Raw genomic sequence first — 13197 nt, forward strand, 5'->3', positions numbered from 1 at the left:
ACCTCAGGACCCGACCGCGGTCAGTTCGAGATCCGCGGGGTCCGCGCGCCGGAACCGGGCGTAGCGCAGCGCCATCACCGGCAGGACCAGCAGGTTCAGCACCGTCGAGGTGATCAGGCCGCCGAGGATCACGAGGGCCATCGGGCCCTCGATCTCGCGGCCGGGTTCCCCGGCCCCGAGCGCCAGCGGCAGCAGGCCGAGGCCCGTCACCAGGGACGTCATCAGGATCGGCACCATCCGGTCCGCGGCGCCCGCCGCCGCCGTGGCGGCGTCCCAGGCGCGCCCGTCCCGGGTGACCATCTGCTCGTAATGGGCGATCAGCATCACGCTGTTGCGCAGCGAGATGCCCGACAGGGTCACGAAGCCGACGATCGAGCCCAGCGACAGCACCCCGCCGGTGAGCGCCACGGCCGCGACGCCGCCCACGAACGCGAAGGGCAGGTTGACGAGGACGAGGAGCAGGTTCGCCGCGGAGCCGGTGACGATCGCCAGCAGGACCACGATGCCGAAGCCGGCCATCCCGGCATGGACCAGCAGGTCGCGGCGGGCGGCCGCCTGCGCCTCGGCGGCCCCCGAGAAGGTCACGTAGACCCCCTCCGGCAGCCGCACCTCGCGGGCGATCTTGCGCTTGGCCGCCGCCACGAAGCCCGCCACGTCGCGGTCGGCGACGTTGGCGGTCACCGCCTGCACCCGCTGCGCGCCGAGATGCTGGACTTGGTAGCGGCCGGCGCTCTCGTAGACGTCGGCCACCTGCGACAGCCGGACGTAGCGCCCGCCCGGCGTTCGCAGGGGCAGGTCGCCCACCGCGCTGAGGCGGTCCCGCACGCGGGCGTCGAGGATCACCAGCACGTTGAACACGGCGTTGCCGCGATAGGTCTGGCCGACCGTGTCGCCCTGGTAGGCGGTGCGCACGGCCTCCAGCACCTCCACGGGGTCGAGCCCCCAGTGCCGCAGATCCACCGGACGCAGCGCCACCGTGACCTGCGGCAGCCCGGCCGGCGAGGCCTGCTGGACGTCCCGGGCGCCCTTCACCTCCGAGAGTTCCTGCGCCACCGAGCGGGCGGCCGCCTCGATCCGGTCGAGGTCGCTGCCGACCACGTTGACCACGACCGGCGCGGTGAAGCCCGAGACCGTCTCCTCGATGCGCTCGGTGAGGAAGGTCTTGAGCGAGAAGGCGGCCCCCGGGAAGCCGGCGATCAGCTGCCGGATGGCGCCCTCGACCCGGCGCTGGGCGGCGCCGTCGAGCCCGGGCTCGAGGTCGATGTGGATCTCGCTGTAGTGCGGCCCGGCGGTGTCCTCGGCGGCCTCGGCCCGGCCGATCTGCGCCGCCACGGCGCGCACCCCGGGGATCCCCTTCAGGTCGCCGGTGATCAGCGTCCCGAGCCGCTCCGATTCCTGCAGCGCGGTGCCGGGGATGGCGACCATGTGCAGGATCATGTGCCCCTCCTTCAGGTCGGGGAGGAACACCGCGCCGAGGGTCGGCAGGACGGCGGCGCCCGCGAGGGTGACCAGCAGGGCGCCCGCCATGGCGACCCGCGGCACCCGCCCGATCCCGGCGAGCAGCCGCAGGTAGGCGGCGCGGCTCCAGCGCACCACGGGCGGATCGCGCGGCGCGGCGCCGGCGTCGCGCCCGATCCGGCCCCCGAGGAGCAGGAGCGCCAGGGCCGGCGTGACCGTGAGCGCCACGAGGAGCGAGGCGACGACGGCCGCGATGTAGGCGAGCGCCAGCGGCCCGAACAGGCGGCCGGCGACGCCGGTCAGCGCCAGGACCGGCAGGAACATCAGGATCACCGCGAGGGTCGCGTAGGCGACCGAGGTCCGCACCTCCAGCATCGCGGCGAGCACGACGCGCGGCAGGCCGCGGCGTCCGCCCCGCGACTCCCGCAGCCGGCGCGCGACGTTCTCGACGCCGATCACCGCGTCGTCGACGACCTCGCCGATGGCGAGGGCGAGGCCGCCGAGGGTCATCGTGTTGAGGCTCTCGCCCCAGGCCTGGAGGGCGAGGGCGGCGGCGATCAGCGACAGCGGGATCGCCGTGGCGCTGATCAGGGCCGCCCGCCAGTCCGCGAGGAAGACGAGGAGCACGACCACCACCAGCACACCGCCGAGCGCCAGCGCCTCGATCACGTTGCCGGTGGCCACGTCCACGAAGTTCGCCGGCCGGAACAGGTCGGCCCGCAGGCTCACGCCGTCGCGCTTCAGGACCGGGCGCAGCTCGTCGAGGGCCGCCTCCAGGCGGGCGGTCACGGCGCGGGTGTCGACGCCCACCTGCGCGCCGATCATCAGCAGCACGCCGGGCCTGCCGTCCACGAGGGCCGCGCTGATCGCCGGCTCGGGCGCGGCCGTGACGGTCGCCACGTCGGAGAGCACCACGCTCGCCCCGCCGTCGTTGTGGAGCACGATCTGCCCGAGCGCCTCCGGGGTGAGCGACTGCCCCTCGGTCCGGAGCAGGACGCGCTGGTTCGGCGTGTCGACGAAGCCCGCCCCGCGCACGCCGGTCCCCTTCCGGGCGGCCGTCAGGACGTCGTTGAGGCCGATCTGGAAGCGAATCAGGTCGTCGGGGCGGACCTGGATCTGCAGGGCGCGCACGCCGCCGCCGTAGATCGAGACCTGGGCGATGCCGGGCACCGCCTGGAGCCGCCGCCGCACGGTCCACTCCGCGACCTGGCGCAGGTCCATGGCGTCGCGGGTCTCGGAGGTGAGACCCACGAGGAGCACGGTCAGCGTCGAGGAGGTCAACGGGGTCATGGCGGGCGCCGCCACGCCGGCCGGCATGCGGCCGGCGAGCGCCGCCAGGCGCTCGTTGACCCGCTGGCGGATGCGGTCGACGTCGCTGCCGGACCGGAACGCGGCGGTGATCACCGACAGGCCCTGGATCGAGGTGGAGCGCAGGGTCTCCAGGCCCGGCAGGCCGCCGACCGACACCTCCACGGGCTGCGTGACCAGCACCTCGACCTGCTCCGAATCGAGGCCCGGCGCCTCGGTCTGGATGGTCACGGTCGGCGGCGCGAATTCCGGGAACACGTCGTAGCGCGCCCCCGAGAGGGCGTAGAGCCCGAAGACGAGGACGGCGCAGGCGAGGGCCAGGACCACCCTGGGCAGCCGGACGGCGAAGCCGACGAGGGCTGCCTGCGGACCGCCGCGACCGGCGGCAGCGGGCGGCTCAATCATCGTCGTCGCCCACGACGCGGATGCGGCTCTTCATCTCCTCGGACAGGAGCGCCTGCGCGCCCCGCAGCACGATCTCGCTGCCGTCCGGCAGATCCTCGACCACGAAGGCGTCGGCCGACATCGGCGCGTCCGGCCGGACCGGGTGGCGCACGAAGGCGCCGTCGCCGGTCCCGCGATACACCCAGGTGCCGCCCTCGCCGTGGACGACGGCGTCCTCCGGCACGAGGACGCCCTTCACCGCGCGCGGCGCCGGCAGGAACGCCATCGTGCTGGTCCCGGGCAGGAGACCGCTGTCGCCGGAGACGAGATAGAAGAAGCTCTGCCCCTGGATCCGCGGATCGGTCCGCGTCGCCGGCGAGACCAGCCGGAGAGCGACCCGCTCGCTCTGCGGCGGCACCTCGGCGAAAGCGGCCTTGGGCGCCTCCGGCAGGGTCTCCCCCGGCGGCAAGGTCACCTGCATGAGGAAATCGGCCCGCTCGATCAGGCGCGTCACCAGCGGCGACCGCTCGATGATCGCCTTTCCGAGCACCGGCCCCCATTCCTGGCGCGCCGTCGCCGCGAAGGTGCGCAACTGCGATTCCGCCACCGTGACCGACGCCTGATCGGTCAGGAGCGTGCCCTCGGCGGTCTCGATCTGCGCCACCGCCACCACGCCGGCGCCGAGGGTCCGCGCCCGGCGGGCGGCGCTGGCCGAGACCTCGACCCGGGCGCGGGCCGTCTGGAGCGCCGCCACGGCGCCGGCGTAGCTGTTGGTCAGCTCGGTGATGCGGGCGAGGTCGAGGACGCTGCCGTAGGCGGTCAATTCCTGGCGGTGCAGGACGGCGGGACGCGCCTCGGCGACGAGACCGATCCGGGCGCGCTCGGCCGGCGTCAGCCGGACCAGGGTCCGGCCGTCCTCGATGGCGGTGCGCGGCGCGGGAAGCTGCGCCGCCGCCGACAGGTTCTCTCGCCGCTCAGGAATCAGCGCCGCGACGCGCGCCCGTACCTCGGCGACGATCGGGCCGGCATCGGCCCGGAGGCGCTCGCCCGTCGGCGTGACCGCGAGACCGGCCGCCGCGAGCAGGACCCCTCCGATGAGCAGCAGCGCCCGGCGACCACGCACGTCGCTCTCCTCCCCTGGACCGATTGCCGAATCTACCCGGTTTCGGTGCCAAATACACCCGAACTCGGCCAGCTCAAACTGCCACGCTCGGTTCCGGTCGTGGGTCGGGCCTCGCGGGTGGTCGGGAACGCGAAAGCCCGCCTCGACGGTGCGAGGCGGGCTTCCGGTCTGCTGGGATTATGTCGGTCCGGATCAGCAATCGTTGCCGGAGACCGGGGCGGTCTGCCGATCGGCGGCGGCCTTGTTCATGGCGCCGACCGTGCCGGGCGACGCGGGCTGGTTGCCGCCGGCCAGGTTCGCGGCGGCCGGATCGGTCGAGTTCGACTTGGAGCCGGCATCCGTCTGGGCCTGACGGTCGGCGGTCTGGTTGGCGCCCACGTTGTTCATGGCACCGACCGTGCCGGGCGACGCGGGCTGGTTGCCGCCAGCGAGATTCTTGCTCGACTTGTCGACGTCGGAGCTCTTGGGATTCGATGCCTGCTGATCGGGGCTGTTCGACTTCGTGGTTCCGGTGTTGCACGGGGCCGCGAGGGCGGGCCCGGCAGCGAGGGCCAGAAGCGCAACCGCGCCGGCCAGGTGAGAGACCTTCATCAAACGCTCCTCCAGGATTTATCGATCTCCCAAGTGCCTAATCGTCCCGTGAGTTCCGTCGCGACTGCCCAGATCTTCGATGGAGAGCGGGCCGCACACCGGATTTCGGTGCCTTCGACGTGGATCAATGTATGAATTCAGACATTGGCACCGAAGATACCGGGCCGCTCACGTCGCGGCGGCCGATCTTCGGTGCGGCATCTTATCCCACGGGGCCCGGTCGAGCTGTTTCATCCGGCCCGGCGGGACCGCGCATCGATCCGGTCGTCCCCGAGCGCCGCGCCGCCGCTACCTCGTTTGGTCGAGTTCTTGAGCCGGGATGCCCGGGATAGCGTCGACTCGCGAGGGGGCGTGTCCGCGGCAGCCTCGAGCGGTGTCAGGCCGCGGGGCGGATGGGACACCGCCTCACCCGGGGCGTCTGAGATCGAGCGATGGCGTTTCCACGACACTTGACGGGCCTCGGACACGGTCCTGCCGGCGATCTCGCTTGGTCGCCGGGCGGGCCGTACGGAACGGATCACCGCTGGGCCCATTCGGGCGCACCGGGCGATGGCGCGGCCGAGGCCATGCCGCGGCTCGGCGTGGCCGCCGCCGCGTGGATCGTGCTGTTCCTCTTCGCCCCGGTGGTCGGCGAGCAGATCAAGCTGCCGGGCGTCGACAAGGCGATCTGGATCGGCAGCGACCTGATCGCCTTCGCGTTCCTGGTCATGCGCCGCGACCTCGCCGCCACCCTGTTCGGCAGCCGTCTGCTGCTGCTCAGCTGGCCGCTCCTGGCGATCGCGTCCGCCCTGTGGTCCCTCACGCCCGGCCTCTCGGCCTATCACGGGCTCCAGCTGCTCGCGACGATCGTGGCCGGCATCACCCTGCGGACGACGATGGGCCTGTCCCGCCTGGTCAGGATCGTCTTCCTGGGCCTCCTGGCGGGACAGCTCCTGTCGGCCTTTCTCACGGTGGCGGCGCCCGCCCTGACGCGCGGGACGGACGGCAACTGGGCCGGGATCTACTCGCACAAGAACGTCCTCGGATCCCTGTCGAGCCTCCAGATCCTCTGCGCGGCCTGCCTGTTCCTGCAGGGCTGGAACCGTCTCCTGACCGCGTTCGGATTCTGCCTGGCCCTGGCGCTCCTCGTGTCGACGCACTCGGCCACCGCCCTGGTGGCGGCCGCCGCGGGGCTGTTGCCGCTCGCCGCGATCTTCGCGTGGCGCCAGGGCAAGCACGTGACGGGCTTCTGCCTCGGCATCGCCATCGCCCTGGCGGGCGTCGGCATCCTCGTCGTCGCCGCGCGGGGCGCCGACATCTCGGCGAGCGTGCTGTCGGATCTCGGCAAGGACACCACGCTGACCGGCCGCACCATCCTCTGGCAGTTCGGCCTCGACCAGTTCTGGCGGGAGCCGCTCATCGGCATCGGCTACAAGGCCTACTGGGAGAGCCCGCTCACCACGGCCGCCTACCTGCACTTCGTCACGAAGCAGAAGCTGTGGTTCTTCCACAACAACTTCATCGACACGGCCGTGGCGTTCGGGATCGTCGGCCTGGTCCTCTTCACGGCTGCGCTGCTCGACACCGCGCGCCGGGTGATCGCCCATTTCGCGCGCTCCTCCGGCTACGTCGAGGCGTGGCCGATCCTGTTCATGAGCCAGCTCTTCGTCCTGGTCTGTTTCGAGTGCCCGCTCTTCGTCAATCACGGTCTCCACCAGCTCCTGCTGGCGGCGATCCTGCCGGTGGTGCGGTCGCCGACCGTCGACGGGAGCGACCCGGCCGCCCGCGATTGAGCTCGCAGGCCCGAGCGCCGTCCGGACCCCGGCGCAGATCCGGACGGCCGGAGCCGTGGACGCGGTCGGGAAGGATCACGGCCGCCGAACGCGGCCGGCCCGACGGGCCCCATCAGAGGTGACTACGATGTACTGCTTCGGCATCTCCCTGCCCCGGTTCCGCGAACGGCACGCCTACCTATCCCGGCACCTCGCCGAGGTGTGGGGGCCGCGCTGCGAGATCACCGGCTATGAAGGCCCGGTCCCGGATCCGAACGCCCCGTTCCAACCCGACCTGACGGCCGGTCAGATCGGGTGCGCGCTGTCCCACATGAGCGCTTACGAGCGGATGATCGCGCTCGACCTGCCCCACGCGCTCATCGTCGAGGATGACGTCGTTCTGCCGCCGCAGATCCATCAGATCGTGGCCGGCATCGAGGCCGCCTTGCGGCCCGGCGACGTCGTCCTGCTCTTCAATTGGGCCGAGACGGTCGGGCCGTTCAGCTCGGTCGACACCGTCACCATCGGCGAATACCGGTTGTGCCTGCCCATGGACATGAGCAGCCTCGGCACGGCCGCAGCCTACGTGATCACCCGGTCGGCGGCCGAGGGGATCCTGCGGGCCAACCGCCCGGTCGCGGTGACGTCGGACAACTGGGCCTACTTCTTCGAGCGCGGCGCCCTGACATGCGGTCGCGCGCTCGTCCCGAACGCCGTCTCGCGGAAACCTTTCGAGTCGACCATCTTCACGTCCCGCTCCAGGATCGCGGCCTTCCTGAAAAGCAACCCGATCCTCAAGCCCCTCTTCGCCGCGCGCCGCCGGGTCCTGGCGGAGCGGGTCGCCGCCAAGCTGACGTTCGTCGACGAGACCTCACCGCTGGCGGGACAGGCGCCGCGCTGACGCCCGTCCCACCGCGCGCAGCGGCGGGTAGAGCCCGGGGGCCGGGACGGTCGGGGTAACCGAAAGGCGTAGGGGCGATCGCCCTCTTTGCAGCCTCTCACACCCCCGTGAAGTGCCAAGCTCTCCGGCGAGGCAGGAACCCGGGGCGGCAGGACAGGTCCGCGGCGGGTCCTCCTCGAGACGCCCGCATGACGGCGGACCCCGTTCGGCCGCTGGCCGCCCCGTCGTCGCGGGCCCTTGAGGATGAGAGGTCGTCGCTGCGCGCAGCGGCGGTCGCACCAGCGCGGCGGAAGACAGACGATGAGCAGCACGCTCCCGATCACCGGCCCGGACAAGGCCCTCGACACCGCCCTGCGACGCCTCGTCCGACCGGTGGCGGAGCGGGCGCGCTACTACCTGATCCTGCTCGCGCAGATCGGCGCCCTGCTGGTCCTGCTGAAGATCTCGCACGGCGTCACGGCGATCAACAACTACTACGGCGTGGTGCTGCCCGTGGCGCCGGCCCTCGCGATGACGCGGGTGCGCTTCGCCGCCGCCGATCTCGCGTCGGTCCGGCTGCTGCAGATGATCGGCGTGATCGCGGGCGGCTACGCGCTGATCCACTACCCGCTCTTCCCCGTCATTCTGCCCGGGGCGAAGGCGACCGTCGCCGTCACGGCCATCGCGGTGCTGTGGGTCGCGGCCGTGGCCGGCGGCGTGCTCTGCCTGCGCTGGCCCTCGCTCGCCCTGATCAGCGCCACCTACCTCGTCTGGAGCAAGCAGGCGGTCATCCGGGTGACCGGCCTCTGGCACGGGCACATCATCGACGTGGTGCCGCTCGCGGAGGTGAGCTTCTGCCTCGTCGCGGGCCTGCTGGTCGCCCACGGGACGGCGCGTCTGCGCGACTGGCGCGGGCTCGGCGCCGCGGCACGGTCGGACGTCGCGTCGGCCAGCGCGATGTTCTCGAAAGTGCTGATAGCGGCGGCGATCAGCATCCACCTCGGCAACTACTATTCGTCATTCCTGGCCAAGGTAACGCTCGACGACGGGCCGTTCTCCTGGCTGCTGAACAACGATCCCGGCAAGATCTTCATCGTCGGCCTCGACAACAACCACGTCCCCTACGCCGGCTGGCCCGTGCTGGTGGAGGCGATGCGCACGATCCTGAGCCATTCGAGCGCGCTGACCAACACCCTCATCCTGGTCGGCCAGGGCATCGCCCTGGTGGGGATCCTCATGCCGCGCCGCTGGCTGCTGCTGCTGCTCCTCGGCTTCGACGTGATGCACCTGTCGATCATCGTGCTCATGGGCGCCAACTTCGCCCCCTGGATCATGCTGAACCTCGCCATCGCGGCCGTCGTCGTGAGCCGGCACTACGAGCGGCCCCCGGTCTCGGTCGGGATCCTGTCGGTGCTGTTCATCCTGACCGGCAACACGTTCATGACCCAGGCCTGGCTCGGCTGGTACGACACCCTGGCCAACAACAAGATGTACTTCGAGGCGGTCGACCGGACCGGCCGGCGGCACTACGTGCCGACCAACTTCTTCACCTTCTACTCCTACCCGTTCGCCCACATGGCCTACGGCGCGCCCGACGCGGCGAACGCCTTCGCCCTCGACAACCCGAACGGCGGCACGCAGGTCTTCCGCAAGGTCACGGCCTCGACGACCTGCGACGTTCCCGTCCTGACCGCACCGGACGGCCTGGGTCAGGAATACTCGAAGTCGGAGATCGACGGGCCGGCGCTGGACGCCTACGTCCGGGGCTACCACCGCCTCGTCAGCGCGATCCGCGACAGGACGGGCCTGTTCCCCTACGCGGTCTATCCGCACCACTTCTTCGTCCCGCTCCAGTACGCCGCCGGCTTCGACACCCTCGCCATGGCCGACATCGTCGCCTACGTGTACCGGCGCGAATCCGTCTGCTTCAGCCTGCAGGACGGCGTCCCCGTCCGCCGCGTGGTGTCCGAAGCCGAGCACAGGATCGACCTGACGCCATGACCGCCCCCTCGACCGAGGCCGCCCTGACGGTGGTCTACGACGGCGAATGCCCGTTCTGCTCCAACTACGTGCACCTCATGGCCCTGCGCCGGTCGGTCGGCACCGTCGCCCTGGTGGACGCCCGGAGCGGGGGTCCCCTGGTCGACGAGATCGCGCGGCGCGGGTACGACCTCGACGAGGGCATGGTCGTCCGGCATGGCCCGGACCTCTATTACGGCGCGGACGCCCTCGTCCTGCTGTCGCGCCTCAGCGACGACCGGGGCGCGGCGAGCCGGCTCCTGGCGCGGCTGCTGCGCAGCCCCGGACGCGCGCGGCTTCTCTACCCGGCGATGAAGCTCGGGCGGCGCGTCACGCTCCGGATGCTCGGCCGGACGCGCCTCGCGCGGCCCGGCGGCGCGCCGGCCCGCTGAGCGGGCCGCGCTCCCGCGCCTCCCGCCGGCCCGGAGCGCCCTAGGCCCGGGCGGGCACGCGCGTCAGCAGCGTCCGCGCGCTGTGCCAGGCGAAGGCCAGGACGCCGCTCAGATTGGCGGTCACGATGGCGCGCCACGTCAGGCCGAGCTGCGCGTCGAAGCGCGGGCCCCCGACCAGTTCGCGGGCGGCGTTGCGGGCGGACCAGTACAGGTGCTTGATCAGCCACGGGCTGCGGCCGATGTGCTTGGCGTAGAGCGCGCCGTTGCCGAACTGGTAGTTCCAGTGCAGCCGGTCGATCGTGCGCGGGTCCCGGCGCCCGTGGAAGTGCTTGACGCTCATGTCGGGCACGTACTAGACCGCCACGCCGGCCGCCCAGCCGCGGTAGATGAAGTCCGTGTCCTCGGCCGCGCGGAACGTCGCCCCGGGGCCGAACGCCGCGTCGAACCCGCCGATCCGCTCGATGACGGCCCGGCTGCAGGTCATGTTGCAGCCGTGGACGAAGCCGCCGGGATGGGCCGGGTACGTCAGCCGGCTGGCCAGGGCCTCGGTCTTCGTGGTGAAGTCGATGTCCTGGGTCGATCCCAGTTCGACACGGCCACCGCGGATGACGCTTTCCGTGTCGCCGGCATAGTGCGCGATCAGATCTCGCAGATACTGGTCCGACACGACGCAATCGTCGTCGATGAACGCGATGATGTCTCCGGACGCGCGCGCGATCGCGGCGTTCCGAGACCCGGCGACACCTGGGCGCGCCTGCGTGAGGAGCAGAACGTCGCGTCGATCGATCGAGACGGACGCGGACCAGCGCTTCAACGCCGCGTCCGTGCCGTCCTCGGACCCGTTATCGACGACGATGATCTCGGCCTCAGCTTCGGGCGCGGCCTCGATCGCGCGGACCACCGAGTCGAGCGTCTGCAGAAGGGACGCTACACGGTTGCGAGTACATACGATGAAGCTGATTTTCATTTGGCATTATTCCATAAATACTGCCAGAATTGCGACCTTCTAAAACGAGTCACAGACAATGTATAGTAATATCATTGCACTTCCTCGGTCCGTGCGCCGTAGGGGCGGCTACGCCTTTTGGATGCGGAACCGAATGTCATGCAGTTGTGGCGGCGCAATATCCGGCGTCCCCGACGCAAAGCGACGGCCACTTGGATCCTCCGCCGCGCTATAGAAAAGTCCAGATTCGCGCCGGCATCTGACGATGATCTCGGGTATTCGATCCCACCGGCCCGTCAATCCGGGAACATCTTGCGGAGATTTATTGTTCCATCGGCGATAACGCGGAATAGGGCACGCGCGCGCCGTGACGGAATGGGACCCGCCGGGCCTTTCGACCGGACCTTCAAGTTGTTTCGCGAGGTCTTCGGCCGAAACATCGGATCATCCCGGCCATGCCGCACGTCGCTTGCACATTCGGAAATCTTCGTTCGGCTTCGGCATACGGTGCTGCCAGCGTGAACGGGGCTCAAAGTGCGTTCGGCAAGATGAATATATCACGTGTCGGTTCATGACGCGGGCAGATCACGGACATGTGCGTCCGATACAATCAAATCGGCTTCCCGGACTCGGGAGCGGGCGAGTTCTCGGGCCTCTCTGCAGCGCCTGATCTGCACGGCGGCCCGACCTGACCTCGGCCATCGGGCGTGGGCACGGTCCTCCGATTGGCCAGCTGCCGCGGTCCACCGAGCACTGTTAAGCCGTCCCGACCGATCGCGCCCTGGCCGCCGCCAGCGCCGCCGCCACCCTGTCGCGTCCGAAGGATCCCATGGCAGAACTCCGAGAGGGGCCGGAAGCGACGGCGCCGCCCGCGTTCTCGAAGCGCCGGAGCCTGGCCTGGATGGGATTCTGCCAGGGCGGGTTGTTCCTGGCACAGTTCGGCACCTCGCTGGCCCTCGCGCGGCTGCTGACGCCCCACGAGACCGGCATCTTCAGCCTCGCCGCCGCGATCGCGGGCCTGCTGTCCACGCTGCGCTCCTGCGGCCTGTCGAGCTACATCGTCCGGGCGGACCGGGTGGACGGGGCCCTGCTGGCGAGCGTGTTCACGGTGAACCTGATCCTGTCGGGCGCGGCGGCGATCCTGATCCTGGCCTTCAGCGTGTTCGGCAGCGTCCTCCTGGGCGAGCCGGAGGTCCAGCGCGCCCTGGCCATCCTCGCCGTCGTGCCGCTGGTCGGCGCGCTGGAATTCCGCCCGGCCGCCATGATCGAGCGGCACGGCAATTTCCGCGGCGTGGCCCTCGTCAACATGCTGCGCGGTCTCGTCGCCAGCGGCGCGATGCTGGCGCTGGCGCTCCTCGGCTTCAGCTACATGAGCCAGGCCTACGGGCAGGCCGCGGGCGCCGTCGCGGCGGCGCTGGCGGCGAACGGCCTCGGCCTGCGCTACGTGTCGCTGCGCATGGGCCTCGCGGGCTGGCGCGAGATCCTGACCTACGGCGGCCGGCTCTTCGCCATCGCGGGGGTCGCGGGAATCGCCGGCCGGATGGGCGACCTCGTCCTCGGGCGGATGCTCGGGCTCAGCGCCCTCGGCCTCTACTCCCGCGCGGCGAGCCTCAACACCCTGATGTGGGACCACCTGCACGTGGTGATCACGCGCATCACCTTCGTGGACCTCGCCAACCAGCAGCGGAACGGGCAGTCCCTGCGCACCTGCTACCTCCACACGCTGCGGATGATCACCGTGCTGCTCTGGCCGGCCTTCGCGGGCGCGGCCGTCCTGGCTGGTCCCATCGTGCGCGTCCTGCTCGGGCCGGGCTGGGAGGGCGCGGCGCTGCCCTTCTGCCTGCTGTCCCTGGCGGCGATCGTCCTGACCTCGCTCAGCATGACCTGGGAGGTGTTCCTGATCCGGGACCAGACCGCCCTGCAGGCGCGGTTCGAGTTCCTGCGCCACGGCGCCGGCCTCGTGATGTTCAGCATCGGCTGCCTGTTCGGCCTCGGCGGCGCGGGCGCGGCCCGGATCGGCGAGGCGTTCCTGGCCGTCGGCCTCTACCGGCCGCATCTCGAGCGGATGACCGACACGTTCCGGCGCGACTACGCCCCCATCTACCTCCACGCCGCCGTCCTGACCGGCATCGCCGTCGCGCCCGCCGTCCTGGTGATGTCGGCCTGGGGATGGTCGGCCGAGACGCCGCTCCCGAGCCTCGCGGCCGCGATCGCCGCGGGCATCGCGGGCTGGGTGTGCGGCCTCTGGTACCTGGACCATCCCCTCGTCGCGGAAGCGCGCCTGCTGCTCGCGCACATGCGCCCGGCCCGCCCGGCCACGACCGTGTCGGATCTCTAGAGCCGTT

At 71.1% G+C, this 13197-nt stretch carries 10 protein-coding genes; 5 read left to right on the forward strand and 5 right to left on the reverse strand.

What is annotated here, in order from left to right; all coding sequences use genetic code 11:
• Nucleotides 1-3: 3 nt before the first annotated feature.
• The 3 genes from ACLBYB_RS12805 to ACLBYB_RS12815 form a co-directional block, all read right to left on the reverse strand.
• Entirely contained in the window at nucleotides 4-3171 is a 3168-nt protein-coding gene (locus ACLBYB_RS12805) for an efflux RND transporter permease subunit (RefSeq protein WP_447698999.1), read from the reverse strand.
• A complete protein-coding gene (locus ACLBYB_RS12810) occupies nucleotides 3164-4273 on the reverse strand; it encodes an efflux RND transporter periplasmic adaptor subunit (protein WP_447699000.1) in 1110 nt (369 codons plus the stop codon). The genes ACLBYB_RS12805 and ACLBYB_RS12810 overlap by 8 nt, the downstream gene beginning before the upstream one ends.
• A 192-nt stretch (nucleotides 4274-4465) precedes the next feature.
• Nucleotides 4466-4864, reverse strand: coding sequence for a hypothetical protein (locus ACLBYB_RS12815; protein WP_020093077.1), 399 nt, complete (start codon nucleotides 4862-4864; stop codon nucleotides 4466-4468).
• Nucleotides 4865-5430: 566 nt separating this feature from the next.
• Here ACLBYB_RS12815 and ACLBYB_RS12820 point away from each other — a divergent pair.
• The 4 genes from ACLBYB_RS12820 to ACLBYB_RS12835 all read left to right on the forward strand — a co-directional run bounded on the left by ACLBYB_RS12820 (nucleotide 5431) and on the right by ACLBYB_RS12835 (nucleotide 9906).
• On the forward strand, nucleotides 5431-6636 hold the full coding sequence (locus ACLBYB_RS12820) for an O-antigen ligase family protein (protein ID WP_020093076.1): 1206 nt from the start codon (nucleotides 5431-5433) through the stop codon (nucleotides 6634-6636).
• Between the two features lie 127 nt (nucleotides 6637-6763).
• Nucleotides 6764-7516 (forward strand): glycosyltransferase family 25 protein, encoded by a 753-nt coding sequence (locus tag ACLBYB_RS12825; protein ID WP_447699001.1) that lies wholly within the window; start codon nucleotides 6764-6766, stop codon nucleotides 7514-7516.
• A gap of 300 nt (nucleotides 7517-7816) precedes the next feature.
• Nucleotides 7817-9496 (forward strand): hypothetical protein, encoded by a 1680-nt coding sequence (locus ACLBYB_RS12830; RefSeq protein ID WP_447699002.1) that lies wholly within the window; start codon nucleotides 7817-7819, stop codon nucleotides 9494-9496.
• Nucleotides 9493-9906 (forward strand): DCC1-like thiol-disulfide oxidoreductase family protein, encoded by a 414-nt coding sequence (locus ACLBYB_RS12835; RefSeq protein ID WP_020093073.1) that lies wholly within the window; start codon nucleotides 9493-9495, stop codon nucleotides 9904-9906. The genes ACLBYB_RS12830 and ACLBYB_RS12835 overlap by 4 nt, the downstream gene beginning before the upstream one ends.
• 40 nt (nucleotides 9907-9946) lie before the next feature.
• On the opposite strand, the gene ACLBYB_RS12840 is transcribed toward ACLBYB_RS12835, so the two are convergent.
• On the reverse strand, nucleotides 9947-10246 hold the full coding sequence (locus ACLBYB_RS12840) for a hypothetical protein (protein WP_447699003.1): 300 nt from the start codon (nucleotides 10244-10246) through the stop codon (nucleotides 9947-9949).
• Between the two features lie 12 nt (nucleotides 10247-10258).
• Complete coding sequence (locus tag ACLBYB_RS12845; protein ID WP_447699004.1) at nucleotides 10259-10873, reverse strand: glycosyltransferase family 2 protein; 615 nt, start codon at nucleotides 10871-10873, stop codon at nucleotides 10259-10261.
• 808 nt (nucleotides 10874-11681) lie between these two features.
• Here ACLBYB_RS12845 and ACLBYB_RS12850 point away from each other — a divergent pair.
• Complete coding sequence (locus ACLBYB_RS12850; RefSeq protein WP_447699005.1) at nucleotides 11682-13190, forward strand: oligosaccharide flippase family protein; 1509 nt, start codon at nucleotides 11682-11684, stop codon at nucleotides 13188-13190.
• Nucleotides 13191-13197 lie beyond the last annotated feature (7 nt).

This window comes from Methylobacterium sp. D54C (genome assembly GCF_053345595.1).

Coding starts and splice junctions, on each gene's coding strand:
- ACLBYB_RS12805 (WP_447698999.1), bottom strand. CDS start 3,171: ATGATTGAGCCGCCCGCTGCCGCCGGTCGCGGCGGTCCGCAGGCAGCC.
- ACLBYB_RS12815 (WP_020093077.1), bottom strand. CDS start 4,864: ATGAAGGTCTCTCACCTGGCCGGCGCGGTTGCGCTTCTGGCCCTCGCT.
- ACLBYB_RS12820 (WP_020093076.1), top strand. CDS start 5,431: ATGCCGCGGCTCGGCGTGGCCGCCGCCGCGTGGATCGTGCTGTTCCTC.
- ACLBYB_RS12825 (WP_447699001.1), top strand. CDS start 6,764: ATGTACTGCTTCGGCATCTCCCTGCCCCGGTTCCGCGAACGGCACGCC.
- ACLBYB_RS12830 (WP_447699002.1), top strand. CDS start 7,817: ATGAGCAGCACGCTCCCGATCACCGGCCCGGACAAGGCCCTCGACACC.
- ACLBYB_RS12835 (WP_020093073.1), top strand. CDS start 9,493: ATGACCGCCCCCTCGACCGAGGCCGCCCTGACGGTGGTCTACGACGGC.
- ACLBYB_RS12840 (WP_447699003.1), bottom strand. CDS start 10,246: ATGAGCGTCAAGCACTTCCACGGGCGCCGGGACCCGCGCACGATCGAC.
- ACLBYB_RS12845 (WP_447699004.1), bottom strand. CDS start 10,873: ATGAAAATCAGCTTCATCGTATGTACTCGCAACCGTGTAGCGTCCCTT.
- ACLBYB_RS12850 (WP_447699005.1), top strand. CDS start 11,682: ATGGCAGAACTCCGAGAGGGGCCGGAAGCGACGGCGCCGCCCGCGTTC.